At 61.8% G+C, this 26,060-nt stretch carries 22 protein-coding genes; 18 read left to right on the top strand and 4 right to left on the bottom strand.

Features of this window, described 5'->3' with window-relative positions; genetic code table 11:
• Positions 1-33: 33 nt before the first annotated feature.
• The 6 genes from B3849_RS04850 to B3849_RS04825 all read left to right on the top strand — a co-directional run bounded on the left by B3849_RS04850 (position 34) and on the right by B3849_RS04825 (position 7,235).
• The gene (locus B3849_RS04850; protein ID WP_278374901.1) at positions 34-1,782 is read left to right on the top strand and encodes a heparinase II/III family protein; all 1,749 of its coding nucleotides are present in this window, start codon (positions 34-36) and stop codon (positions 1,780-1,782) included.
• Between the two features lie 17 nt (positions 1,783-1,799).
• Positions 1,800-3,386: a bifunctional phosphoribosylaminoimidazolecarboxamide formyltransferase/IMP cyclohydrolase gene (purH, locus tag B3849_RS04845; protein WP_278425019.1), complete on the top strand. Its 1,587-nt coding sequence runs from the start codon at positions 1,800-1,802 to the stop codon at positions 3,384-3,386.
• 18 nt (positions 3,387-3,404) lie between these two features.
• Positions 3,405-3,914, top strand: a complete 510-nt coding sequence (lspA, locus tag B3849_RS04840) for a signal peptidase II (RefSeq protein ID WP_278425020.1) — start codon at positions 3,405-3,407, stop codon at positions 3,912-3,914.
• A 62-nt stretch (positions 3,915-3,976) separates the two neighbouring features.
• On the top strand, positions 3,977-4,480 hold the full coding sequence (locus tag B3849_RS04835) for a DUF3035 domain-containing protein (RefSeq protein WP_278425021.1): 504 nt from the start codon (positions 3,977-3,979) through the stop codon (positions 4,478-4,480).
• A gap of 92 nt (positions 4,481-4,572) precedes the next feature.
• Complete coding sequence (locus B3849_RS04830; protein ID WP_278425022.1) at positions 4,573-5,916, top strand: M16 family metallopeptidase; 1,344 nt, start codon at positions 4,573-4,575, stop codon at positions 5,914-5,916.
• On the top strand, positions 5,913-7,235 hold the full coding sequence (locus tag B3849_RS04825; protein WP_005850236.1) for a M16 family metallopeptidase: 1,323 nt from the start codon (positions 5,913-5,915) through the stop codon (positions 7,233-7,235). Before B3849_RS04830 ends, B3849_RS04825 begins: the two co-directional genes overlap by 4 nt.
• Positions 7,236-7,315: 80 nt before the next feature.
• Here the strand turns inward: B3849_RS04825 and B3849_RS04820 are convergent, their stop codons facing one another.
• From B3849_RS04820 to uraH, 3 genes are all read right to left on the bottom strand, one after another.
• Positions 7,316-9,655, bottom strand: coding sequence for an aldehyde dehydrogenase family protein (locus tag B3849_RS04820; RefSeq protein WP_278425023.1), 2,340 nt, complete (start codon positions 9,653-9,655; stop codon positions 7,316-7,318).
• A 49-nt stretch (positions 9,656-9,704) separates the two neighbouring features.
• Positions 9,705-10,706 carry a deoxyribose-phosphate aldolase gene (gene deoC, locus B3849_RS04815; protein ID WP_037965258.1) on the bottom strand — a complete coding sequence of 334 codons (1,002 nt, stop codon included), beginning with the start codon at positions 10,704-10,706 and terminating at the stop codon, positions 9,705-9,707.
• A 93-nt stretch (positions 10,707-10,799) separates the two neighbouring features.
• Positions 10,800-11,159, bottom strand: a complete 360-nt coding sequence (gene uraH / locus B3849_RS04810) for a hydroxyisourate hydrolase (RefSeq protein WP_005850231.1) — start codon at positions 11,157-11,159, stop codon at positions 10,800-10,802.
• A gap of 603 nt (positions 11,160-11,762) precedes the next feature.
• Between uraH and puuE the strand changes: the two genes are divergently transcribed.
• From puuE to B3849_RS04750, 12 genes are all read left to right on the top strand, one after another.
• On the top strand, positions 11,763-13,175 hold the full coding sequence (gene puuE, locus B3849_RS04805) for an allantoinase PuuE (protein ID WP_005850229.1): 1,413 nt from the start codon (positions 11,763-11,765) through the stop codon (positions 13,173-13,175).
• Positions 13,172-13,987, top strand: coding sequence for a bifunctional allantoicase/(S)-ureidoglycine aminohydrolase (locus tag B3849_RS04800; RefSeq protein WP_132997883.1), 816 nt, complete (start codon positions 13,172-13,174; stop codon positions 13,985-13,987). The genes puuE and B3849_RS04800 overlap by 4 nt, the downstream gene beginning before the upstream one ends.
• Positions 13,984-14,475: an ureidoglycolate lyase gene (locus B3849_RS04795; RefSeq protein ID WP_278425024.1), complete on the top strand. Its 492-nt coding sequence runs from the start codon at positions 13,984-13,986 to the stop codon at positions 14,473-14,475. The genes B3849_RS04800 and B3849_RS04795 overlap by 4 nt, the downstream gene beginning before the upstream one ends.
• Positions 14,476-14,534: 59 nt before the next feature.
• Positions 14,535-15,977 carry a uracil-xanthine permease family protein gene (locus tag B3849_RS04790; protein WP_278425025.1) on the top strand — a complete coding sequence of 481 codons (1,443 nt, stop codon included), beginning with the start codon at positions 14,535-14,537 and terminating at the stop codon, positions 15,975-15,977.
• Positions 15,978-15,988: 11 nt separating this feature from the next.
• On the top strand, positions 15,989-17,212 hold the full coding sequence (locus B3849_RS04785; RefSeq protein ID WP_132997885.1) for a urate hydroxylase PuuD: 1,224 nt from the start codon (positions 15,989-15,991) through the stop codon (positions 17,210-17,212).
• Between the two features lie 73 nt (positions 17,213-17,285).
• The gene (gene mutL, locus B3849_RS04780; protein ID WP_278425026.1) at positions 17,286-19,184 is read left to right on the top strand and encodes a DNA mismatch repair endonuclease MutL; all 1,899 of its coding nucleotides are present in this window, start codon (positions 17,286-17,288) and stop codon (positions 19,182-19,184) included.
• Positions 19,181-20,422, top strand: a complete 1,242-nt coding sequence (locus tag B3849_RS04775) for a DNA recombination protein RmuC (protein ID WP_184583452.1) — start codon at positions 19,181-19,183, stop codon at positions 20,420-20,422. The genes mutL and B3849_RS04775 overlap by 4 nt, the downstream gene beginning before the upstream one ends.
• A 143-nt stretch (positions 20,423-20,565) precedes the next feature.
• Positions 20,566-21,885 (top strand): NAD(P)/FAD-dependent oxidoreductase, encoded by a 1,320-nt coding sequence (locus tag B3849_RS04770; protein ID WP_278425027.1) that lies wholly within the window; start codon positions 20,566-20,568, stop codon positions 21,883-21,885.
• Positions 21,882-22,643, top strand: a complete 762-nt coding sequence (locus B3849_RS04765) for a DUF1365 domain-containing protein (protein ID WP_064217044.1) — start codon at positions 21,882-21,884, stop codon at positions 22,641-22,643. The genes B3849_RS04770 and B3849_RS04765 overlap by 4 nt, the downstream gene beginning before the upstream one ends.
• Positions 22,640-23,881: an MFS transporter gene (locus B3849_RS04760; RefSeq protein ID WP_180828320.1), complete on the top strand. Its 1,242-nt coding sequence runs from the start codon at positions 22,640-22,642 to the stop codon at positions 23,879-23,881. The genes B3849_RS04765 and B3849_RS04760 overlap by 4 nt, the downstream gene beginning before the upstream one ends.
• Positions 23,878-24,441: a DUF3833 family protein gene (locus B3849_RS04755; protein ID WP_064217046.1), complete on the top strand. Its 564-nt coding sequence runs from the start codon at positions 23,878-23,880 to the stop codon at positions 24,439-24,441. Before B3849_RS04760 ends, B3849_RS04755 begins: the two co-directional genes overlap by 4 nt.
• Entirely contained in the window at positions 24,438-25,169 is a 732-nt protein-coding gene (locus B3849_RS04750; protein WP_278425028.1) for an SDR family NAD(P)-dependent oxidoreductase, read from the top strand. Before B3849_RS04755 ends, B3849_RS04750 begins: the two co-directional genes overlap by 4 nt.
• Before the next feature lie 36 nt (positions 25,170-25,205).
• On the opposite strand, the gene B3849_RS04745 is transcribed toward B3849_RS04750, so the two are convergent.
• Positions 25,206-26,060 (bottom strand): saccharopine dehydrogenase (locus B3849_RS04745; protein WP_286779879.1); only part of this gene is annotated, 855 nt, incomplete at its 5' end.

Raw genomic sequence — 26,060 nt, 5'->3', positions numbered from 1 at the left:
CAAAACGCCAGCAGAGCGTACAAGGGCAGCCGCATGACAAGTACCAGCTTCAATGCGCGAAAAACGCGTTTTCTAAACCGGTGGCACGCCCGTGCCGCGACCAAAACGCGTACCCAAGCGAGGGGATTCGTTTCCTCGCCCGAACCGCGCACCATCGGGTCTTTTGCGCGGGGGCGGCAGCTGATCGCGGGCAACCTCCTGTTTTCCGGCAGTCTGATCGAAGCGCCAGACGCGTCAAGCCTGTGGGAAGTCGCCACGCCGGATCAGGATTTCGCGCGTGATCTGCACGGTTTCGCCTGGATGGATGATCTGGCTGCGGTTGGCGATGTGCGCGCCCGCGGCACGGCGCAGCGTTGGCTTTGGGGCTGGATCGACCACTACGGCAAGGGCCGAGGCATCGGCTGGACCCCTGATCTGACCGGACGGCGGCTGATCCGCTGGATCAACCACGCCCTGTTTGTACTGCGTGGCACCTCGCAAGACGAAAGCGATGTCTTCTATCGCTCGTTGGTCGAACAAACGGATTTCCTGTCGCGTCGCTGGCATGCCGCAGCCCCGGGATTGCCGCGGTTCGAGGCGCTGACCGGGTTGATCTACGCCGGTCTTTCGCTTGAGGGGCAAGAGGCGCGCGCCGATCCGGCGATCAAGGCACTGGCCCGCGAATGCGAGGCGCAGATCGATGCGCAGGGTGGCCTGCCCACCCGCAACCCCGAAGAGCTGTTGCACGCATTTACCCTTCTGACATGGGCCGCCGCCGCGCTAAGCGATGCGGGACGCGGCACGCCAACTGCGCATATGGAGGCGATCGAACGCATCGCGCCCACTCTACGCACCCTGCGGCATTCCGACGGCGGGCTGGCGCGGTTCCATGGCGGCGGGCGCGGGGCCGAAGGCTGGCTGGATCACGCGCTGGCCACGGCGAAGATCAAGACGCGCCAGCCAGACGGGCTGTCGATGGGGTATGCGCGCCTGTCCGCAGGGCGCACCAGTGTGATCGTCGACGCCAGCCCGCCCCCCGGCGGGGCCGCATCGTTCAATGCCCATGCCTCTACGCTTGCGTTTGAACTGACCAGCGGGCGGCGCCCTTTGGTCGTGAACTGCGGGCCGGGCGATTCATTTGGCGCTGATTGGCGGCGGGCGGGGCGTGCGACACCGTCGCATTCCGGCCTGTCGCTTGGCGGCTATTCCAGCGCGCGTCTGGCGGAGCCCGACCGGCACACGGGCGCCGAGGCTTTGATCGAATGTCCCACCTATGTGCCCGTCGAAATCGGCTCCGTCGGGGACGGCACCCAGTTTCAGGGCGCGCATAATGGCTATGTCGCGGGCTTTGGCCTGACCCATGCCCGCAGCCTGGAACTGACCCACGACGGTCGCGGCCTCGCGGGGGAGGACATGCTGCTCGCGATAGAGTCCGCTGAAAAGCGTGTCTTTGATCGGGAAATGGATGCCGTGAAGCTTGCCGGTATCCCGTTCGAGATTCGTTTCCACCTGCACCCGGATGTGGATGCCACCGTCGATCTGGGCGGGGCGGCAATTTCCATGGCCCAGAAAAGCGGCGAAATCTGGGTGTTCCGTCATGATGGGACACATAAACTGTCTTTGGAACCAAGCGTTTACCTTGAGCGCAACCGGCTGAAACCCCGCGCGTCGGTGCAAATTCTGCTTAGCGGGCGGGTCGTCGACTATGCGAGCAGGGTCAGGTGGTCCTTGTCCAAAGCGCAGGAAACTGCGATTGGCGTGCGAGATTTATCGCTCGACGATCCATATGATGACCAAGACTGACCAAAGGAACCTCCCCGATGCCTGATCTTCACCCCGTCTCCCGCGCGCTTCTTTCCGTATCTGACAAGACCGGTCTGGTCGAGCTGGGGCAGGCGCTCGCGGCGCATGGGGTCGAATTGCTGAGCACCGGCGGCACCGCCAAGGCGCTGCGCGACGCAGGTCTGGAGGTGAAAGATGTGTCCGAGGTCACCGGTTTCCCCGAGATGATGGACGGGCGGGTCAAGACGCTGCACCCCGTCGTGCACGGTGGGTTGCTGGCGCTGCGTGACAATGATGAACACGTCGCGGCGATGGACAAACATGACATTGGCGCGATCGATCTGGTTGTGGTGAACCTGTATCCCTTTGAAGAAACCGTTGCCAAAGGGGCGGAATATGCCGAGGTGATCGAGAATATCGATATCGGTGGCCCTGCGATGATCCGCTCTGCCGCGAAGAACCACGGTTTTGTGAATGTGATCGTCGATGTCGAAGACTACACGACAGTGATCAACGAACTGTCCGAGAATAACGGGCAGACCACCTATGCGCTGCGCCAGCGTTTGGCGCAGACGGCCTATGCCCGCACGGCGGCCTATGACACGGCTGTCAGCACATGGATGGCCGCGCAGGTCGGGGACACCCCGCGTCGTCGTACCGTAGGCGGCACGCTGGCGCAGACCCTGCGCTACGGCGAGAACCCCCACCAGCAAGCGGCCTTCTACACCGATGGCTCGGCACGTCCCGGTGTTGCTACGGCGACCCAACATCAGGGTAAAGAACTGTCGTATAACAATATCAACGACACTGATGCGGCCTTTGAACTGGTCAGCGAATTCGATCCGGCCAAAGGGCCAGCCTGTGCGATCATCAAGCACGCCAACCCCTGCGGCGTGGCGCAAGGCACGTCGATGGTGGATGCCTATACCCGCGCGTTCGACTGCGACCGCACCAGCGCCTTTGGCGGGATTATCGCGCTGAACCAGACGCTTGACGCCGAAACAGCCGAGGCGATCAGCGCGATCTTTACCGAGGTCGTGATCGCGCCGAACGCCACACCCGAAGCGATGGAGATTTTTGGCAAGAAGAAGAACCTGCGCTTGCTGACCACCAACGGTCTGGCCGATCCGGCACAGGCGGCGTTGTCGTTCCGTCAGGTGTCGGGGGGCTATCTGGTGCAGGACAAAGACGTTGGCCGCATCACCATGGATGAACTGAAGGTCGTGACAAAGCGCCAGCCGTCCGATCAAGAGCTGTCGGACCTGATGTTCGCCTGGACCGTCGCGAAACACGTGAAATCCAACGCGATCATCTACGTCAAGGATGGCGCGACCGTGGGCGTCGGTGCCGGCCAGATGAGCCGCGTCGACAGCACGCGTATCGCCGCACGCAAAGCGCAGGATATGGCCGAAGCCATGGGCTTGCCCGCGCCGCTGACGCAGGGCTCTGTCGTCGCTTCCGATGCGTTCTTCCCCTTTGCTGACGGGTTGATCACTGCCGCAGAAGCAGGGGCGACAGCGCTTATCCAGCCCGGCGGGTCGATGCGGGATGACGAAGTGATCGCAGCAGCGGATGAGGCCGGGCTTGCCATGGTCTTTACCGGCATGCGCCACTTCCGCCACTAACCACGGAAAGCGGTCGTTATGCGTACTATTTTTTGGGCCGGTTTTGCGGCGTTTCTTGCGGATCAGCTTAGCAAGTATCTTGTCGTGCATACGATGGAGCTTAGCCGTATCCGGTCCATCGACGTACTGCCGCCGCTGATCAACTTTCGCTACGGCGAGAACCGCGGGATCAATTTTGGCCTTTTCGGTGATGGGTCCGACGCAAGTCGTTGGATTCTCATCGGGCTGGCCTGTGCAATCTGCGTGGGCGTGCTGATCTGGGCAAGCCGCCAAACCATGAGCCTTTGGGCCAATATCAGCGCAGGTCTGCTGATCGGGGGGGCATTGGCCAATGTGGTTGATCGCCTGATCTACGGCTATGTGCTTGATTTCTTGAACATGTCTTGCTGCGGTATCAATAATCCTTTCGTGTTCAACATCGCCGATGTCTTCATTTTTGCGGGCGCTTTGGGCCTGATTTACTTTACCAGCGACACCAAAAAACCGGCGAAAGCCACACCGAAAAAGGCCCAGAAAAAAGGCCAGTGACAATTACCGCGTGACTGCGATATTGGTACAAAGACCTTAACAAGTCCTTAAGGAGATCCGTCATGCGCTTTGTCGCCGCTCTTGTCTTGCTACCGCTTGCCCTTGGGGCCTGCGGCAACACTGGCCTGCGGGACATTCGCAGCACTGCGAAAGGGCCTGACGAATTCATGGTCCAGCCCTCCAAACCCCTGCAGCAGCCTGACAGCTATAACGCGCTGCCCGTGCCAACGCCGGGGCAGGCGAACCTGACGGACCGCAACGCGATTGCCGAAGGGGTTCTGGCCTTTGGCGGCACACCGCAAAGCAATGCAACAGGCATCCCCGCCTCGGACGCCGCGCTGGTGCAACAGGCCAGCCGCATGGGCGTGGCGGCGAACATCCGTCAGGAACTTGCCGAAACCGATGCTGCGTTCCGCAAGCGCAAGGCGCGGTTCACGCAGATCAAGATCGTGCCGACAGATCGCTACGACCAAGCCTACAAACGCCAGATCCTTGATGCCCCCCGCGAAGCCGCGCGCTGGCGTCGGGCCGGTGCACGCACGCCCTCCGCCCCTCCGGCAGAGTGACGCTGGCCGAATTACAATTCTGTTAGGTCCCTTGATCACCCCGTGGGGTGGCGTAAGTAAGAGGTCTCAGGACCCTGCTCAAAGGACCGACCATGATCAGATTACCGGCCCTCGGGGCCCTATTGGCGCTTGCGCTGCCCACCACAGCCGCGCTTGCGCGTGACAACGAAGACGTCACGCATTTCACCTTGGACAACGGGATGGAGGTCGTGGTCGTCGAAGACCACCGCGCCCCCGCTGTGCAGCAGATGGTGTGGTACCGCGCTGGCTCGGCGGACGAACCCAAAGGGTCGTCGGGCGTGGCGCATTTTCTGGAACACCTGCTGTTCAAAGCCACCGACAAAATGGAGTCGGGCGAGTTTTCAGCCACAGTTGCCAAGAATGGCGGGCGCGATAACGCCTTCACCAGCTATGATTATACCGCCTATTTCCAACGGGTTGCCGCAGACCGGCTTGAACTGATGATGCAGATGGAATCCGACCGGATGAAAAACATCCGTCTGACACCGGAAAACATCGCGACCGAACGGGATGTGATCATCGAAGAACGTAACCAGCGCACCGAAAATGACCCGAGCGCGCTGTTCCGTGAACAGCTTAATGCCGCGCAATACCTCAACCACCGCTACGGCACGCCGATCATCGGTTGGATGCACGAGATGCGCGCGCTGGACCTGCAGGATGCGCTGGATTTCTACAAGCTGTATTACTCCCCCAACAACGCGATCCTTGTCGTGTCTGGGGATGTAGAGCCTGAAAACGTTCGCACCCTGGCAGAGCAATATTACGGCAAGATCCCCGCCAATCCGGATCTGCCCGACCGATCGCGGACGCAAGAGCCGCCACAGACCGCCGAACGGCGCCTGATCTTTCGCGATGACCGCGTTGCACAGGAATACGTCAGCCGGTCCTATCTGGCGCAGGAACGTGATCCCGGCGACCAGAAAACCGCAGCGGCCCTGACCATGTTGGCCGAACTGCTGGGCGGTGGCACTACATCGTATTTCGCCGAAAAACTGCAGTTTGACGCGCCTGTCGCGACCTATTCAGCGGCGTTCTATAGCGGTCAATCGCTGGACGATACGACTTTTAACCTTGTCGTCGTGCCGCAACCGGGCGTGTCCTTGCAGGACGCCGAAGATGCCATGGACACCGCCATCGCGGGTTTCATGAAAGACGGGGTGGATGCCGAGCAACTTGAACGGATCAAGCAACAGGTCCGTGCCGAACAAATTTATGCCCGCGATAACGCCGACAGTGTCGCCAACCGCTATGGCAGCGCCCTTGCCATCGGGTTGACCGTGCAGGACGTGCAGGACTGGCCGGATGTGCTTGAGGCCGTAACAGCCGAAGACATCATGCAGGCCGCCAAAGATGTGTTTAACCGCGAAGCCTCTGTCACAGGGTGGCTGATGCGCGAAGAGGTGACGGAATGAGACTGTTTTACGCAATCGTCCTGACGGTTCTGGCCGCGCTTCCCGCCCGTGCCGAGGTGGACATCCAAGAGGTGACGTCCCCCGGTGGCATCACCGCGTGGCTGGTAGAGGAACATTCGATCCCCTTCGTCGCACTTGATGTGCGCTTTCGCGGCGGTGCATCGCTGGATGCCCCCGAAAAACGCGGCGCAATCAACCTGATGACGGGCCTGCTGGAAGAGGGGGCCGGCGACATGGACGCACGCGATTTCGCCCGTGCCGCCGAAGGGCTGGCCAGCAGCTTCCGGTTCAGCGTGGATGACGACGCGCTTTCCGTATCGTCGCGTTTTCTCACCGAAAATCAGGACGCGTCGATCGCGCTGTTGAAACAGGCGTTGCAAACGCCTCGGTTTGACCCGGACGCGATTGAACGGGTGCGCGGGCAGGTGCTTTCGGGGATCCGCTCCAGCGCGAAAGACCCGAACGATATCGCGCGCAAAAAGATGGACGAGCTGCTGTATGGCGATCACCCCTACGGCTCGCCGCTCAGCGGGACTGAAGAAACGGTGACCGCTCTGACACGCGATGACCTTGTCGCGGCACATAAGGCTGTGCTGGCGCGCGACCGTATCTTCATCGGTGCGGTGGGGGACATCACGCCAGAAGAGCTGGGCCTGATGCTTGACGAACTGTTGGGCGATCTGCCCGAAACCGGTGCACCGCTGCCCCCACAGGCCGAGGTCTCTATCCCATCAGGCACGACGGTCGTCGATTTCCCGACGCCCCAATCTGTCGCAATTTTTGCGCAAAAGGGCATTTCCCAGAAGGATGATGATTTCTTTGCCGCGACCGTGTTGAACCAAGTGCTTGGCGGTGGCTCGTTTGAAAGCCGTCTGATGACCGAAGTGCGCGAGAAACGCGGGCTGACCTATGGCGTCTATTCCTATCTGGTGCCGATGGATCTGGCTGAAACATGGCAAGGATCGGTCAGTTCGGCGAACGACCGGATCGGGCAGGCGATGGATGTGATCAAGGACGAATGGGCCAAAGCCGCGGCCGAGGGCGTGACCCAGCAAGAGTTGGACGATGCCAAGACCTATATCACAGGCTCCTACCCGCTGCGTTTTGACGGCAACCAGACCATCGCGAGCATCCTTGTGGGGATGCAGATGATCGACCTGCCCATCGACTATATTGCCACGCGCAACGACAAGGTCGAGGCGGTGACGCTGGACGATGTGAAACGTGTTGCCGACGACCTGCTGGACCCTGACGGGCTGGCCTTTGTTGTTGTCGGCCAACCCGAAGGGATCGAGGCCACGGCGCAGGAAAGCGACTGACCGCTGCCTCCAACATAGGACCGGACACAAAAAAACGGGCGCTTCTCAGCGCCCGTTTTTCGTTTCAGAACATCGGCAGGTTATTCGCCGTAAGGGATCCAGATATTCTTGACCTCGGTCGCGGCGTGCAAGAACGCTTTGCCTTCACCCTCTGCGCCGTCCCAGTCGCGCGCCATACCGTTGTTGACCCATGTGCGCTTCAGGTTTTGCGCGCTGGCCCGCTCCACGGTTTCGCTTTGCGCCTTGTCGCCAAAGCTCCAGACCGCATCCACGTCCATATGCCGCGCCATTGTTTCGGCGATGTCCTTCTGCGGCCCGGTCAGGATATTCACCACACCCGCGGGCACGTCAGATGTTTCAAGCACCTGCACGAAATCCGTCGCAGTAAGCGGGAAGGGGCCGCTGGCGGACAAAATGATCCGGTTCCCCATCGCAATCGCCGGTGCCATGCAAGAGATCAGCCCCAGCAAGGGTGCCTCCGCCGGGCAAAGCGCGCCGATCACGCCCACAGGTTCCTTCATGGCAAGCGCCACGCCGCGGATCGGTACGCCATGCACCTGCCCATCATACTTGTCGGCCCAGGCCGCGTAGGTGAACAGACGTTTGACCGCGAGATCGACCTCGGATTTACCGGTTTTAGCGCCCTGCATCGCATCCAGACGCCGTGCGAATTCATCCCCGCGTGCCGCCAGATTTTCAGCGATATAATAGAGGATCTGCGCGCGCAGATGACCGGTGGTCTTGCTCCACCCCTTTGCGGCATGAGCCGCTTCCACGGCATTGCGCACATCCTTGCGCGACGCGAGCGAGACATGGCCCAGCAGATCGCCGGACTTGCCCCAGACCGGTGCGGAATAGCCGCTGTCGGGGCGGCTTTGCTTGCCGCCAATATAAAGCTTGGCTGTCCGGTCGATCGGGTCCGCTGGCGTGCCGCTGCCGGAAAAGGCCGTGATCTCTTTCAAAGGTTTTTGCGTGGTTTTTGGACGGGTATAGGCCGCCAGCCCTTCCCAGCCGCCTTCGCGGCCAAAGCCGCTTTCGCGCACACCGCCAAAGCCCGCCGCCGCATCCATCATATTGGTGCCGTTCACCCAGACGATGCCCGATACCAGCTTGGGCGCGATATCCAGCGCGAGGTTGATATTCTCGGACCAGACCGTCGCCGCCAGCCCGTAGCGGCTGTTATTGGCCAGCTCGACCGCCTCGGCAGGGGTGCGGAAGGTGGTGGATACCAGCACGGGGCCAAAGATCTCGTCCTGCATCAACGGATCGGCAGGGTTCATGCCGGTGATCAATGTGGGCGGATAATAGCATCCGGTCGCGGGGATATCACCTGCGGTAAACACCTCGCCACTGGTGTTGGCGGCGACCATTTCGGTCACGCGCTGCACCTGAACGGGGTCCACCAGCGCGCCCACATCCACGGATTTGTCCAGCGGGTCACCGACCCGCAGCTTCGCCATCCGCGCCCGCAGCTTGGCATAGAACCGATCCGCCACGGGCTCATGCACCAGCAGACGCGAGCCTGCACAGCAGACTTGCCCCTGATTGAACCAGATCGCATCCACCAGCCCCTCGACGGCCGAATCCAGATCCGCATCGTCGAACACGATATAGGGCGACTTGCCCCCCAGCTCGAGCGTCAGCGCCTTGTCGCTTCCGGCGGTCGCCTCGCGGATGCGCCGTCCGACAGGGGTCGACCCGGTAAAGGCGATCTTGTCTACCTCAGCCTGCACGATCATCTCGCCCACGGCACCGTCACCGGTGACAATATTCACGACACCCTTGGGCAGGCCCGCCTGCACACAGATATCGGCAAACAGCAGCGCGGTCAGCGACGTATACTCCGCCGGTTTCAATACCACCGTATTCCCCATCGCCAAAGCAGGGGCCACCTTCCACGCCAGCATCAGCAGCGGGAAGTTCCACGGGATGATCTGCCCGCATACGCCAAGCGCTTCTGCGTCGGGTAGCTCGGACTCCATCAACTGGGCCATGCCCGCGTGATAATAGAAATGCCGCTGCGCCAAGGGCACATCCACATCGCGCGCCTCGCGGATGGGTTTGCCGTTGTCCAGCGTTTCCAGCACGGCGAACAACCGGCTGTGTTTTTGCAGCAACCGCGCCAGCGCATAAAGGAACCGCGCCCGCCCGTGACCGCCCAGCTTGGCCCATTTGGGCTGTGCCTTGCGCGCCGCGGCAACCGCGGTGTCGACCTCTGCCTGGCTGGCCTGCGTCAACGTTGCCAGCACATTGCCATTGGCAGGGTTGCGGCTTTCGAAATCATCCCGCGCCTCGGTGAACGCGCCGTCGATGAAATGCCCGAAACGGCTGCCCTGATCGACCAGCCACGCCAGTGCGTCAGCGGCATTTTCCGGTGCCGTCCCATAGTCCATGGTTTCATAGATTTCGGACACGCTCATGGGTTCACCCTTTTCAAAATACTCAAATCCGACATTGGTTTCACGCGGCTCAGCTGATGGCGTGACGATGGCTTGCGGAATAGCTGCCCGACACATGATGGTCGAGCTGACGTTCGATGTCGCCCAACAGCGACGACGCCCCGAAACGGAAGAGGTCGGGCTGCAACCAGCGGTCGCCCAATTCCTCTTTCATCATGGCCAGATAGACCAGCGCGTCCTTCGCCTTCGATATCCCGCCCGCGGGCTTGTAGCCAACGCGAAAGCCGGTGCGGTCGAAATAGTCGCGGATCGCGCGGATCATCACGAGGGTCACGGGCAGGGTCGCATTAACGCTTTCCTTACCGGTGGAGGTCTTGATGAAGTCAGCCCCCGCCATCATGCAGATCAGCGAGGCACGCGCGACGTTGCGCAGGCTGCCCAACTCTCCGGTCGCGAGGATCGCCTTGACATGCGCATCGCCACAAGCGGCGCGGAAGGCACGCATTTCATCATAAAGCGCCTGCCAGTCACCTGACAGCACATGGCGGCGCGAAATAACGATGTCGATCTCGGCGGCTCCGGCGGCGACGCTCATCTCGATCTCGCGCAGACGCAGCTCGAACGGGGAGAGACCGGCGGGAAATCCTGTAGAAACGGCAGCAATCGGGATGCCTGTGCCCTGCAGTGCTGCTTTGGCGGGGGCGATCATCTCGTGGTAGACACAGACCGCGCCCACAGTGATCTGCGACATGCCAAGCGCGTCCAGCAGCGCGGGCGCAATCGGTTGACGTGCCTTCGCACAAAGCCGCTCGACACGGCGCGCGGTATCATCCCCTGACAGCGTGGTCAGGTCGATGCAGCTAACGGCGCGCAGCAGCCACGCGGCCTGATAGTCTTTCTTCACGGAACGGCGCGCGGGCAAACCCGCGGCGCGGCGCTCCACCGCAGAGGAGTTCACCTGCACGGCGCGCACCCAATCCATATCCAGCGGCATCCCCGGATTGCGGGGTTCCGTCACCTGTGGCAGGTGGCTTTGGGCCAGTTCGGTCGGGTCATATACATGCGTGGACATGGGCGCTTTCCTGTCTGATCAGACAGGCAATGTGCCACGGGGCAACGGCGCAATGCAAGCATCGCGCCCTCACGTCACATCCGCCAGCGGCGTTCAGCTGCCGCGATAGGTTGAATAGCCGAACGGCGATAGCAAAAGCGGCACGTGATAATGCGCATCCGCATCCGAAATGCCAAAGCGGAGGGGGATCTGGTCCAGGAACCGCGGTGCTTCGGGCTCCGCTCCGATGGCATCAAGATAGGCCCCGGCTTCGAACACCAGCTCGTAGGTGCCAGCCGCAAACTGGCCCTTAGGCAAGATCGGCGTGTCGGTGCGACCGTCAGCATTGGTGGTCATCTGCACCAGTTTCATGCGGTTGGCCCCCTCGATCCGGTAAAGCGTGATTTCCAGCCCGCCTGCGGGGCGGCCGCGGGCGGTGTCCAGAACATGCGTCGTCAAGTAGCCGTTTGCCATGGGTGGGGTCTTTCCTGATCCGTTGGACCCTTACGATAGGCGGGTGTCGGGCTAGGTCAATGGCGGATTGATGGGCGGCTTTCTGGGCGCGCCAGCGCTGAAAGAGGCGGTGATTCGGGCGATGGCGAAAAATAATTCGCCTACCGAATCGTTTTTGCTTGAGCCGCGAATCATCCTGCGCCTATATGGTACACAACATTCAATCGGAGGTGTTGCCTGCCAGCGACCCATACAATCCGAGTATGTATTCTGGGGGACAGAATTCTTATGATCGGGCAAGTCGCACGTGGTGCGACGATCATTGGGCAGGGGCCGACAGGACTCGTGTTGCATAGCGCAGCAAGAGCGGCCCCTTCCACTCACTTTCCCGCCCGATATGCCCCCCGCATGTGTTTGAGTTTCAGGCCGGCCAGCGCCTTAGAACTTTCGCTATAAGAGAGCAGGGCCACTCGAGCCGATCTGGCAGCCGGCCGACCTTTCGGGAAGGGTTGGCTGGCTGTACATTGCGAAAAATCAGTGCCAGAAAACCGTTGGTTGACTAAAACAACGGCCCGCAGCGCGCGGTTTCCCCGCGCGCGCAGGCGCTGACCAAAGGACGATCCCATGACACGCTACCCTCGTGATTTTCACGGCTACGGCCCCACACCGCCTGATGCTCAATGGCCGGGCGGCGCGCGGATCGCGGTGCAATTCGTGCTGAACTATGAAGAAGGCGGCGAGAACTGTCTGCTTCACGGGGATGCCGCATCAGAGGCCTTCTTGTCCGAAATCGTCGGGGCCGCTCCTTGGCCGGGGCAACGTCACTGGAACATGGAATCCATCTATGACTACGGCGCGCGGGCGGGCTTTTGGCGGTTGCACCGCCTGTTCACGGGGGCCGATATCCCTGTTACCGTTTATGGCGTCGCCACCGCCTTGGCACGGTCCCCGCAGCAGGTAGAGGCGATGACCCAGGCCGATTGGGAAATCGCAAGCCACGGGCTGAAATGGATCGACTATAAGGATCACACCGCCGAGGTTGAAAGCGCCGACATGGACGAGGCGATCCGCCTGCACCGCGAGGTCGTCGGCACAGCGCCGCGTGGCTGGTACACGGGGCGCAGCTCTGTGAACACGGTTGCGCTGGCGGCAGAGACGGGGGCCTTCGACTATATCTCGGATACATACGACGATGATCTGCCCTATTGGATGCAGGTGGCAGGGCGCGATCAGCTGATTATCCCCTATACTCTTGATTGCAACGATATGCGCTTTGCCACGCCGCAGGGCTTTAATTCGGGCGATCAGTTCTATGCCTATCTGCGCGATACCTTCGATGCGCTTTATGCCGAAGGCAGCGCCGGGCAGGCCAAGATGATGTCGGTCGGGCTGCATTGCCGTCTGATCGGGCGGCCCGGACGGATACAGGCGCTGAAACGCTTTATCGACTACATCAAAGGGTTCGAAGGCGTCTGGACGCCGCGCCGCATCGACATCGCAGAGCATTGGCGTGTCACCCATCCGCCTCAGCCGCGCCTGCGTCTGGACCAGATGGACCGCGCCAGCTTTGTCGCGAAATTCGGTGGGGTGTTCGAACATTCAGCGTGGATCGCCGAACGCGCCTATGACCTTGAACTGGGGCCCGCGCATAACTCTGTCGCGGGGATACATAATGCTTTGGCGCGGATGTTCCGGTCGGCGACGCGGGCGGAACGCTTGGGCGTGCTAACCGCGCACCCCGATCTGGCGGGCAAGTTGGCGGCGGCTAAACGGCTGACGGCTGAAAGCACGCAAGAACAAGCCAGCGCCGGGCTGGACGCCTTGACCGATGCCGAGCGCGCCCGCTTCGAGACGTTGAACAGCCAATACGTCGCGAAACACGGGTTTCCCTTTATCATCGCGGTGAAGGATCACGATAAGGACGGCATCCTGCGCCAGTTCGAGACCCGCATCGCCAACGCAACCGAAGATGAATTTACCACCGCATGCGCACAGGTCGAACGGATCGCACGGTTGCGGCTGGAGGATATGCTATGACCTATGCCTTCCCCCCCGGCGGTCTGCCGGACCAGACTGTCTCTCCTGAAAGCACGGCTGTGTTCACCGACGCCTACGCAGTGATCCCTGCTTCGGTGCAGCGGGACATCGTAACCAGCTTGCTGCCCGGATGGGTGAACACACGCGCTTGGGTGCTGGCGCGGCCGCTGACCGGATTTGCCGAAACCTTCGCGCAATACGCGGTAGAGCTTGCCCCCAAGGGTGGCAGCGACACGCCCGAGCCGGACGCGCAGGCGCAAGCGGTCTTGTTCGTGGCCACAGGCCGCGCGCGGTTGACGCTGGACGGGCAGGGGTATGATCTTGTGGCAGGGTCTTACGCCTATATTCCCCCTGCGGCCAAATGGACGCTTTGGAACACCGGCGATACGCCTTGCGGCTTGCACTGGGTACGCAAGCGCTATGTGCCCGTGGACGGCTTGGATGCGCCGGAGGCATTCGTGACCCATGACGACGCAGTCGCGCCGATTGCCATGCCCGATACCGATGGCGCTTGGGCGACCCAGCGTTTCGCGGACCCAGGCGACCTGCGCCACGACATGCACGTTAATATCGTGACCTTCCAACCGGGCGGGCGCATCCCTTTCGCAGAGACCCATGTGATGGAACACGGGCTTTACGTCATTCAGGGCACGGCGGATTATTTGCTGAACCGCGACTGGGTGCCGGTTGAAGCGGGTGATTTCATGTGGCTGCGTGCTTTTTGTCCGCAGGCCTGTATTGCAACGGGGCAAGAACCCTTCCGTTATCTGCTGTATAAGGATGTGAACCGCCACATGCCGCTGTCGCTATGAGCCCGCGCGAGATCACCGTTCAGCCCCTGACCGCAGATGCCTTCGCCCCTTTCGGTGAAGTGCTGGACGCGTCGGGCGCGCCGGACCGGATCATCAACGCGGGGCTTTGTGGGCGGCACCATGATCTGGCAAAGCTGGATTTCGGGCCCGACGGACGCGCGGGCATCAGCATCTTCAACGCGCAGGCCCGTAGTCTGCCGTACCAGTTGGACCTGCTTGAACGGCACCCCGAAGGGTCGCAAGCCTTCCTGCCGCTAACGGGCGCGCCGTTTCTTGTGATTGTGGCACCCGACGAGGGCGATACCCCCGGCACACCGCTGGCGTTCTTGACGGCACCGCATCAAGGCGTGAACTTTCACCGCGGGACATGGCACGGCGTGCTTACCCCTTTGGCAGAGCCCGGGCTTTTCGCCGTGGTGGACCGCATCGCCACCAGCCCCAACCTTGACGAATACCCGCTGGACCCGCCTTATGTGATCAAGGGGTAAACCCCCCAGATAATCGGATCGCACAAATAGCGGCCAGCGATCAACAAGGGACATTTGATATGACACGCCACGCCATCGGCACGCCGGAACAACTGCGCGACCCCAATTACATGCCGCCGCTGTATCGCGCTATTCCTCTGGGTGTTCAGCACGTGCTGGCGATGTTCGTGTCCAATGTCACCCCCGCCATCATCATCGCGGGCGCGGCGGGCTTTGGGTTCGGGTCGAACTCGCCCGACTTTCCCGAACTGCTGTACCTGATCCAGATGTCGATGCTGTTTGCCGGTGTCGCGACGCTGCTGCAAACGCTGACGCTGGGGCCTGTCGGGGCAGGGCTGCCGATTGTGCAGGGCACGTCTTTCGCGTTCATTCCCATCATGATCCCTCTGGTGGCGGGCAAGGGTGTGGACGGGCTTGCCGCGCTGTTCGGAGGGGTTGTGATCGGCGGTATGTTCCACGCCTTTCTGGGGCTGTTCATCGGCAAGATCCGATTTGCGCTGCCGCCGCTTGTCACGGGGCTGGTGGTCACGATGATCGGTCTGGCGCTGGTCAAGGTGGGGATCCAATACGCTGCCGGTGGTGTGCCCGCGATTGGCACGCCTGCCTATGGCAGCCTGCTGAACTGGTCGGCCGCGCTGGTGGTGATCTTTGTCACATTGGGGATCAAGTTTTTCACCCGCGGAATGCTGTCGATCTCGGCTGTGCTGATCGGCTTGATCGTGGGGTATATCTATGCGTTGGCCGTGGGGATGCTCAGCTTTGGCGACATCAGCGGGTCGTGGTCACGCTCTGCCGCCTTTGCGCTGCCCAATCCGCTGAAATACGGGTTCGGGTTTTCGGCAGCGGCGATCATCGGCTTTTGTCTGATGGCGTTTATCTCGGCGATTGAAACCGTGGGTGACGTCGCCGGGATCACAAAGGGCGGCGCGGGCCGTGAGGCGACCGACCGCGAAATCCAGGGCGCGACCTATGCCGACGGGATCGGGTCCGCCGTCGCCGGTCTTTTTGGGGGGCTGCCCAACACATCCTTCAGCCAGAACGTCGGCCTGATCGCCATGACAGGCGTCATGAGCCGCCACGTCGTCACCGTCGGCGCGCTGTTCCTGATCCTCTGCGGGCTGGTCCCCAAGGTCGGCGGCGTGATCCGCACCATCCCGATCGAGGTTTTGGGCGGCGGGGTTATCGTGATGTTCGGCATGGTCGTGGCCGCTGGCATGTCGATGTTGTCCGACGTGGACTGGAACCGCCGCAATATGGTGATCTTTGCCATCTCGATCTCGATCGGTCTGGGGCTTCAGCTGGAACCCGGCGCGGTGCAACACCTGCCCGACACGGCCAAGATCCTGCTGACCAGCGGTCTGCTTCCCGCGGCCCTGATTGCTATTGTACTGAACCTGCTTCTGCCCGAAGAACTGGCAGAGGAATCAACCGAGGAAGTCTCGGGCGGGTTGTCAGGCAGTTCTAAGGGTAAACTGCCGCATACACCCAAGACGCTACACTAAGGAGCCACCCCATGTACGATATGGCCGCCATTGGCGCTTGGATCGAGTTTGCGGTTCGCTGGGTGCATGTCATCACGGCCATCGCGTGGATCGGGTCGTCGTTCTACTTTATCGCGCTGGATCTGGGCCTGCACCGCGACCGCAACCTCAAAACCGGCGCGGACGGGGAAGAATGGCAGGTCCACGGCGGCGGGTTCTATCACGTGCAGAAATATCTGGTGGCCCCCGCGCAGATGCCCGACGATCTGATCTGGTTCAAATGGGAAAGCTATTCGACGTGGCTCTCCGGCTTTGCCTTGCTGATCTTGGTCTACTACCTCGGGGCGGAATTCTATCTTGTCGATCCCACTGTCGCAGAACTGGCGAACTGGCAGGCCGTGGGGATTTCCCTTCTGTCGCTCGGCTTTGGTTGGCTGGTCTACGACCAGATCTGCAAAAGCAAATTCGGCGATAACAACACACGGCTGATGATCGGCCTCTATGTGATCCTTGTGGGGATGGCCTATTTCTATACCTCGGTCTTTTCGGGGCGTGCAGCGTTGCTGCATCTGGGCGCGTTCACCGCGACGATCATGTCGGCGAACGTGTTCTTCATTATCATGCCGAACCAGCGGATCGTGGTGGCCGACCTCAAGGCGGGGCGGGTGCCGGATGCGAAATACGGCAAGATCGCCAAACAGCGCAGCACACATAATAACTATCTGACCTTGCCGGTCATCTTCCTGATGCTCAGCAACCACTACCCGCTGGCCTTCGCGTCGGAAATGAACTGGCTGATTGCGGCACTGGTGTTTCTGATGGGGGTCACGATCCGCCATTACTTCAACAGCCTGCACGCGCGTCAGGGCAATCCGACATGGACATGGGCGGTCACCGCGCTGTTGTTCGTCACGATCATGTGGCTGTCGACCGCGCCGATGTTCCGCAGCGTCGAGCCGGAAAAGGCCACCGGCCCCGCACTGCGCTTTGCCCAGGCCGAAGGGTTTGACCGGGTGCATGATATCGTGCGCGGTCGGTGCAGCATGTGTCATGCGGCAGAGCCCGCGTGGGACGGGCTGCTTTGGCCGCCGAAATCCATCCGGCTTGAGACAGAACATCAGATCGCCAGCGCGGCCAGACAGATTTATTTGCAAGCGGGTGTGACCGATGCGATGCCCCCTGCCAACTTAAGCCATATGCAGGCCAGCGAACGCGCCGAGATCGTCGCCTGGTTCAATGCAGCCACACAGGATTAACCTCGCCGACGAGCGTTAACCATCCGTATTCGCGGCTTTCAGAATCGCGCGCCTCTATGCTAGGTCTAGCCGCATGGCGCATCCAAACCCCAATATAAGCGAAAATCGCCCGGTGATCCGGCAGCTCGACGACTCGGCGATTAACCGTATCGCCGCCGGAGAGGTCGTTGAACGCCCTGCCTCTGCGGTCAAGGAACTGGTCGAGAACGCAATTGATGCAGGCGCGCGCCAAATCACGGTGGAGTATGCCGATGGTGGCAAGACCCTGATCCGCGTCACCGACGACGGCTGCGGCATCGCCGCGGACGATCTGACGCTGGCGCTGTCCCGGCACGCGACCTCGAAGATTGACGGAACGGACCTACTGAACATCCACACCTTCGGTTTTCGCGGTGAAGCATTGCCCTCGCTTGGGGCTGTCGGGCGGCTGACTATTTGCAGCCGCGTGGCTGGGCAAGACGGGGCCGAGATTACGGTCAACGGCGGTGTGACCGGCCCTGTGCGCCCTGCTGCGCTGAATGGTGGCACCGTCGTCACCCTGCGCGATCTCTTCTTTGCCACGCCCGCACGGTTGAAATTCCTGCGCACCGATCGCGCCGAGGCGCAGGCGATCTCTGACATCATCAAGCGGCTGGCGATGGCGGAACCCTTCGTGCGTTTCACCCTGCGCGATGTGTCCGGCGACGGACCGGGCCGCGAGGTGTTTCGCGCCGAGGCCGAACAGGGCGATATGTTCGCCGCGCTGCACGGGCGTTTGGCGCAGGTGTTGGGGCGCGAGTTTGCTGAAAACGCGCTGGCCATCGATGCCGAACGCGAAGGGCTGCACCTGACGGGCTATGCGGCGCTGCCGACCTATTCGCGCGGCTCTGCCGTGACGCAATACCTGTTTGTGAACGGGCGTCCCGTCCGTGACAAGCTGCTGGTGGGGGCGTTGCGCGGGGCCTATTTCGACCTGCTGAGCCGTGACCGCCATCCCGCCGCCGCGCTGTTTGTCGATTGCGATCCCAGGCTTGTGGATGTCAACGTCCACCCGGCCAAATCCGAAGTGCGCTTTCGCGATCCCGGACTGGCGCGTGGGTTGATCGTATCGGCGCTGCGCCATGCGCTGGCGGATGCGGGGCACCGTGCCTCGACCACCGTGGCGAATGCGACTTTGGGGGCGATGCGCCCCGAACAGCCCGGTGCGCGGGTGTATCAGATGGACCGCCCCTCGCTTGGTGCGCGCAGCGCTTCCTATCAGGCGCAAGCGCCCGAGCCCGGCTTTGCCGAAACCGCCGGCATGTGGGGCCGTGTTGAAACGCCCCCCCAGTACGAGGCTGGCGGCGCTGACGTCCAGACCCACGACACTCAGACCCATGACGCACACACTCCCGCCGCCGAACCCGCGCCGGACTTCCCCCTCGGGACCGCGCGGGGGCAGGTGCACGAGAATTATATCATCGCACAGACGGCGACGGGCATGGTCATCGTGGACCAGCACGCGGCGCATGAACGACTGGTCTATGAAAAGCTGAAACGCCAGATGGCCGAAAACGGTGTCGCGGCGCAGGCCTTGCTGATCCCCGAGATCGTGGATCTGTCAGCGTCGGACTGCGCGCGGCTGCTTGAGGTCGCGGAAGACCTCGCGCGGTTTGGACTGGGGATCGAAGCCTTTGGCGGCAGTGCCATTGCCGTGCGCGAAACGCCCGCGATCCTTGGCACAGTGGACGCCAAGGCGATGGTGCTGGATATCCTTGATGAGCTCGCGGATCAGAACGAAAGCAACACGTTACAGGCCCGGATCGAGGCGATCCTCAGCCGTGTGGCCTGTCACGGTTCCATCCGCTCGGGCCGCTGGATGCGGGGCGAGGAAATGAACGCGCTGCTGCGCGAGATGGAGGCGACGCCCCATTCCGGCCAGTGCAACCACGGCCGCCCCACCTATGTCGAGTTGAAGTTGAGCGATATCGAACGTCTGTTCGGGCGCACATGATCCAGCTTGGCGGTGAAACCTACGCGCTGACAGACCCTGCCATGCTGCTGCTGATTGGCGGCGGGGGCGTGGTCTTGCTGGTGCTGATCCTGTTGGTGATGGCGGTGCGTGCGGCGGGGCGGTCGGCGCGGGTGGCGGCCCCGCTGGCGCGCCAGATGCAGATACTGGGCGGCCATGTGCAACAGCTTGGCATGGGGCAGGAACAGCTGCGCGGCGGCTTGCAAACCGTGTCGGATACCCAAGCCAATGCGCAGGCCCAGATGGTGCAAAGCATCGAGGCCCGCATGGCCCATGTTCAGCAGCAAATGCAGGACCGGCTGGCCGAGAACGCGGCCCGCTCTGCACGGTCCTTGGCAGAGATGCAGGAACGCATGAGCGCGACACTTCACGGTTCCAGCAAGCAGACGACGACCAGCCTGACCCAGCTACAGGAACGGCTGGCCGCGATTGACAAGGCGCAGGACAATATCACCAAACTGTCGGGCGACGTGTTGTCGCTGCAGGATATCCTGAGCAACAAACAGACCCGTGGCGCATTCGGTGAAATCCAGCTGCACGATATCGTCTCCAAGGCGCTGCCAAGTGACAGTTACACAATGCAGGCGACGCTTTCCAACGGCAGGCGCGCGGATTGCCTGATCCACCTGCCGAACCCGCCCGGCCCGATCGTGATCGACAGTAAATTCCCGCTTGAAGCCTATGAAGCCCTACGTCGTGCCAAGACGGAATACGAGGTTAAGGATGCCGCCCGCGCCATGCGGGTTGCGGTCAAGTCGCATATTCAGGCGATCACCACGAAATACATCATCGAGGGCGAGACCGCGGATGGCGCGCTGATGTTCCTGCCCTCGGAAGCCGTCTATGCCGAGCTGCATGCGAACTTCCCTGAACTCGTCCGCGAAGGCTTTGATGCGCGGGTCTGGATCGTTTCGCCGACCACCTGCATGGCAACGCTGAATACGATGCGCGCGATCCTCAAGGATGCGCGGATGCGGGAACAGGCAGGGGCCATCCGGAAAACGCTCAAGATGCTGCACCGCGATGTCGAGATCGTGGTCGAACGTGTGGGCAAGCTGAACACCCATTTCGGGCAGGCCCGTGCTGATCTTGAAGGTTTGGGCACGGCCGCTGAACGCGCGGGTAAACGTGCGGCAAAACTGGATAATTTCGATTTCGAAGAACTGTCAGAGCAGGATAATCGCGTTGTGCCGCTTTCGCGCCCTGACAAACGGCCCTGACGGGCTATCTAAGCGAGGAGCCACGACAAGGGTGTCACAAAAAGTCGTAGTTAGTGTCTGATTAACTGCAACTCATGTACCGTCCAGCCCGTGTATCACCGAAAGTGCCGATACAAACCTGACAGACTGGAAATTCTCGCCTTATGCCATTTGAAGCCATCGACCCGCCACAGAACACCTCTTTGGCAGGCCACCGAAAGATTGCCGTCATCGGCGCGGGTATTTCCGGCATGGGGGCGGCGCATATGCTGGGCGACGACCATCAGGTGACCTTGTTCGAAAGCTGCCCCCGTCTGGGTGGCCACGCGCGCACGAAGATGGCGGGCAAGAACGGCGACCAGCCTGTAGATACGGGCTTTATCGTGTTCAACTACGCCAATTATCCCAACCTCGCCGCGCTGTTCAAAGAGCTCGACGTGCCGGTGATCAAATCCAACATGAGCTTTGGGGCCTCCATCGATGGGGGGCGGTTGGAATACGGGCTGATGACGCTGGATTCGATTTTCGCGCAGCGGCGCAATGCGCTGAATCCGAAATTCCTGCGTATGTTGACCGATATCGTGCGGTTCAACAGCACGGCGACCAAGCTGGCGCAAGACCGTACGCTGACCATCGCGGGGTTCTTGGACAAGCTTGGCGCGGGTGAATATTTTCGCAAATACTACCTGACGCCGCTGTCGGGCGCGATCTGGTCGACGCCGGTGGACAAGATCATGGATTTTCCCGCCTATTCCATGATCGACTTCTTCGAGAACCACGCCTTGCTGAGCCACACAGGCCAGCACCAGTGGTATACGGTTGAGGGCGGGTCCCAGGAATATGTGAACCGTCTGGGGGCATCGCTGACAGCCAAGGGCGTCGACATTCGCCTTGGCACGCCGGTGCAATCCGTCCGCCGCACGCCCTTGGGCGCAGAGGTGAAAACCCATGGCGTGGAATGGGAAGCCTTTGACGAGGTCGTCTTTGCGAGCCATTCCGATGATACGCTTGCCCTTCTGGCCGACCCAAGCGCGGCAGAGCGTGCGGCCTTGGGCGCGGTGAAATACCAGCCCAACGACGTGGTGCTACATGCCGATGCCTCTGTTATGCCCAAGCTGCGCAAGACCTGGGCCTCGTGGATCTATGCCGAGGATAAGGGCCAAAAGTCCGACCGGATCGACCTGACCTACTGGATGAACTCGCTGCAACCGATCCCGATGGACGACCCGCATTTTGTGACGCTCAATACCAAGCGCCCGATCCGCGAAGAGCTGATCTATGATCAGGTCACCCTGCGCCATCCGGTCTATGATCTGGGCGCGCTGGCCGCACAAGAGCAGGTGCGCGCCTTCAACGGCACGCAGAATACCTGGTTCTGCGGCGCTTGGATGAAGCATGGCTTCCACGAGGACGGGCTCTCTAGCGCGGTTGACGTGGTGCAGGGGCTGCGGGCCAAGGCAAAGGTCGCACTGGCCGCAGAATGAGCGCCGGCGTCGATCATATCCGTGGTGTGACCTATCATGGGCGCAAGGGGGCGGTCGAAAACAGCTTTCGCTATTCGGTCGATTACGTGGTTCTGGATGCAGAGGCATCGCTGCAAACACCAGCGTTGTTCGGGCGCAACCGCGGGGCCGTGACGTCGCTGTGGGACGAAGACCACGGCGGCACCAAAGGCGCGGGTCGCGGGGCCGCGTGGGTGCGCGATGTTCTGGCACAGCACGAGGTCACGGGCGTCGCGCGGATAGAGCTGATGGCGCAACCGCGCGTCCTGGGGCATGTGTTCAACCCTGTCAGCTTTTGGCTGTGCCACCGCGCGGACGAGGCGCTGATCGCCGTGATATCAGAGGTATCGAATACCTTCGGTGACCGGCACAGCTATCTATGCCACCACGATGACCTGCGCCCGATCACGGCCACTGATCATCTGCACGCGACCAAGATTTTCCACGTATCGCCATTTCAGCCGGTCGAAGGGGGATACAGTTTTCGCTTTGATATCCGCGCCGACCGTATCGGTGTCTGGATCGATTATACCCAGTCCGAAGGGGGCTTGATCGCCACCCTGACGGGCCGTCGTGGCCCTCTCACGAACCGGGCAATCCTGTGGTCGCTGCTGCGGCGTCCCTTCGGGGCGCGGCGGGTGTTGGCCTTGATCCACTGGCAGGCGCTAAAGCTGTGGTGGAAGGGCGGCGGCTATCGCCCGCGTCCTGAACCGCCAGTGAAAGACGTGTCGGGCACGTGACCCGTTCGGCACATCAACTGCCTGCCTATGCGCTGTTTGCGTCGCTTCTGGCGGCGGCGGGGCTGCCGATTTATATTCACGCGCCCAAGTTCTTTGTTGATGAATACGGGGTGTCTCTCGGGGCTTTGGGCACGGTGCTTTTTGCGCTGCGCCTGTTGGATGTGGTGCAGGACCCGTTGCTGGGGCGGCTATCGCAAGCCTTGCGTCACAGGCGTGGCACGGCTGTCGCAGTCGGTGTCGCCCTGATGGCTGTATCGATGTTTGCCCTGTTTGCAGTGCCGCCCCTGCTGCCGCCGCTGATGTGGTTCGCGCTGACACTGACGGGGGTGTTTTCGGCGTTCAGCTTTCTGACGATCTGCTTTTACGCGCAAGGGGTCGCCAAAGCCGCGCTGCTGCCCGGACGCGGGCATCTGGTGCTGGCGCGCTGGCGCGAGACGGGGGCGTTGCTGGGTGTCTGCGCGGCCTCGGTACTGCCTGTGATGCTGGGGCTGGTGATGGGGGCCCCGTTTACAGGGTTTGCCATCGGTTTTGCCGCGCTTGGTCTGGGCAGCGTTTTTGCCATGCGGGGCGAATGGCGCGGCGCGGATATCGCGGGGCCGACGGGGATCGGCGTGGTCCTGCGCGATCCGATTGCCCGTCGGTTGCTGCTGATCGCGCTGTTCAATGCGGCCCCTGTCGCGGTCACATCTACGTTATTTCTGTTCTACGTCGAAAGCGTGCTGCGTGCCCCGGGGTGGGCGGGGGCGCTGCTGTTGCTCTTCTTTCTTTCGGCTGCGGTAGCCGCCCCGTTGTGGGGCAAGCTGGCAGAGCGTTTCAGCCCCAAACCCGTCCTGCTGTCCGCAATGGGCTTGGCGATCCTTGTGTTTGCAGGGACTTTGCTGCTGGGGGCGGGGGATGTGGCGTGGTTCGTGCTGGTCTGCATCGCCTCTGGCGCGGTGCTGGGGGCCGACCTGACACTGCTGCCCGCGATGTTCTCCGCGCGGATGGCGGTGGTCGCCCCGCAGGCCGCCGAGGGGTTCGGGCTGTGGTCGCTGGTGTCGAAATTCGCCCTTGCCTTCGCGGCGATAACGCTACTTCCCACCCTGCAGGCGTCCGGCTTTGACAGCGGTACGACGGGCAATGGACCGGTGGCAATCTCGACGCTCATATGGCTCTATGCTGGCGTGCCTTGCGGGCTCAAGCTGTTGGCCATCGGTTTTCTGGCCGCCACGCCGATGCAAAAGGATGATGAAGAATGATGGACATGTTGCAGTTTGCTCTGGGGGCCGCAGTGGTGGCCGCAATCTGGCTGGCGCGGCGGCGGATCACCGATTTCCCTGCGCAAAAGCCGTCGGATTATGCGGATGACTACACCGTATTTGACATGAGGAAACATCTGGACGGGGCCATGGTCTGCGAAGGCGTAATCTTTGGCCCCGCGGGGCGGGTCACCAGCAGTTTCGTGGCAGATTTCAACGTGACATGGGACGGCGACACCGCATGTATTGAAGAACATTTCGTCTATGACGACAACACGACCCAAGACCGCACATGGACGATCACATTGGGCGAGACGGGGCATTTCACCGCCACCGCCCCGGACGTCAAAGGCACGGCCAAGGGCCGCAACGTCGGTGCGACGGTGCAATCGAAATACACCATCAGGCTGCCCGATGACGTGGGCGGGCACCTGCTGAATACCGTGGACTGGATGTATCTGACCGGCGATGGCACGATCATCAACCGCAGTCAGTTCCGAAAATTTGGGGTGAAGGTGGCCGAATTGGTCGCCACCATCCGCAGAAAGGACGCAGCATGACCGAATGGACAGGAAAACGCTATTGGCTGATCGGGGCGAGCGCCGGACTGGGCGAAGCACTGGCACATAAGCTGGGCCGACTGGGGGCCGAGGTCATCGTCTCTGCCCGGTCTGAAGACGAGCTGGCGGCGCTGGTCGATGAACTGCCCGTTTCGGCAAGCTACCAGACCATCGACGTGCAGGATATCGACAGCATCCGCGCGGCGGTCAAGGCCGTCGGGCCGGTGGATGGCGTTGTCTATCTGGCGGGGGCCTATTGGCCCTTTGGGGCCCAGGAGTGGGAGCCGGAGCATGCGACCACAATGATCGATGTAAACCTCACCGGGCTGGTGCGCGTGATGGGCGAAGTGGTGCCCGATATGGTCAAGCGCGACGCGGGCCACATCGTGATCACCTCTAGTCTGACGGCCTATCGCGGGCTGCCAAAGTCTATTGGCTATACGGCGTCCAAGGCGGGCACCCTGTCCTTGGCGGAATGTATGCACGCCGACCTGCGCAAGACCGGCGTGAAAGTTCAGGTGATCAACCCCGGTTTCATCCGCACGCAGCTGACCGACAAGAACGACTTCAAGATGCCCTTTTTGATGGAGCCCGAGGCCGCTGCGCAGCAAGTGGTCGAGCATATGAGCGGCAGCAGCTTTAAGAAAAGCTTCCCCTTCGGGTTCTCACTTTTCTTCCGGTTGGCGCAGTTCCTGCCCGACGGCATCTACTACCGTCTATTCGGGTGAGTTGACCGGGCGGGTGATCCGCCCGATCTGACCGCGTCACACGGCGGCGCTGTGTTCTTTAAACAGCGCACGGGCCCGCGCCCAGACGGGCGAGGCATCTTCCGCCAGTGCCAAGAGCGTCGACAGTAGCTGCGCGGCGTAGTCTTCAGAGCTTTCCAGCGGCAGCATCGACGGCAGGTTGTCAATCGCGGTGACATCCAAAGGTGGGGTGTCATGCACGCGTAACGCGGGCTCTTCCCATGTGGTCGCGCGGTCATAGACCGGCACGGGGTTGAAGTCGCTGTCGGGATCGCAGGCGATATCGCCGATCACCCGCAGCGCGCGATCCCTGTCCAGCGCGCTTTTGGGCACGAAAACCGGTGTCTGCGGTCCCGCCAGAATGCAGTTGAAAAACAGCACATGCTGCAAAATCTCGGGGAAGGGGCCGCCGTGGGCGGTCTCCTTCATATCCCATCCGGTGACCTTGATCCCCAGACGGCTGCAAAGATCGGCGGCACCGCTGCCCACCCGACCAAGTGCGCCGATGACCAAAGCGTCGGGCGTGGCGAGCCCGTCGATCTCTGCCGCCAGGTCGCGGGTCAGCGCATCGGCGTTGGGGTAGGGGGTGATGGGGGCGACAGCTTGCCCACGGGTTTGGGCGGCCCAGCATTTGACGGCCACCGCCGCCCCCGCGAACCCTGCCCAATAGCCAAAGGCGGCGACGCGTCGGCCTGTCTCGTCGGTCAGATACTCAAGGTCCAGCAAGGTGCCGCCGCCCGCCTTGAAACGTTGTAACAGGATACGCCCCGCTGATTGGCCCTTGTAGGCGTGACCGAACATGATGTGCCGGTGCACCAGCGGTGTGCCGTCCTCTGGCAGTTCCTTCAGGCCAAAGATGATCGCATCGGCGGG

Source organism: Sulfitobacter sp. UBA4523 (assembly GCF_002388305.1).
In the GTDB taxonomy this organism is placed as follows: domain Bacteria; phylum Pseudomonadota; class Alphaproteobacteria; order Rhodobacterales; family Rhodobacteraceae; genus Sulfitobacter; species Sulfitobacter pontiacus.
Note: the sequence above shows the minus strand (reverse complement) of the source record. Positions and strands in the feature narration are given on the sequence as shown.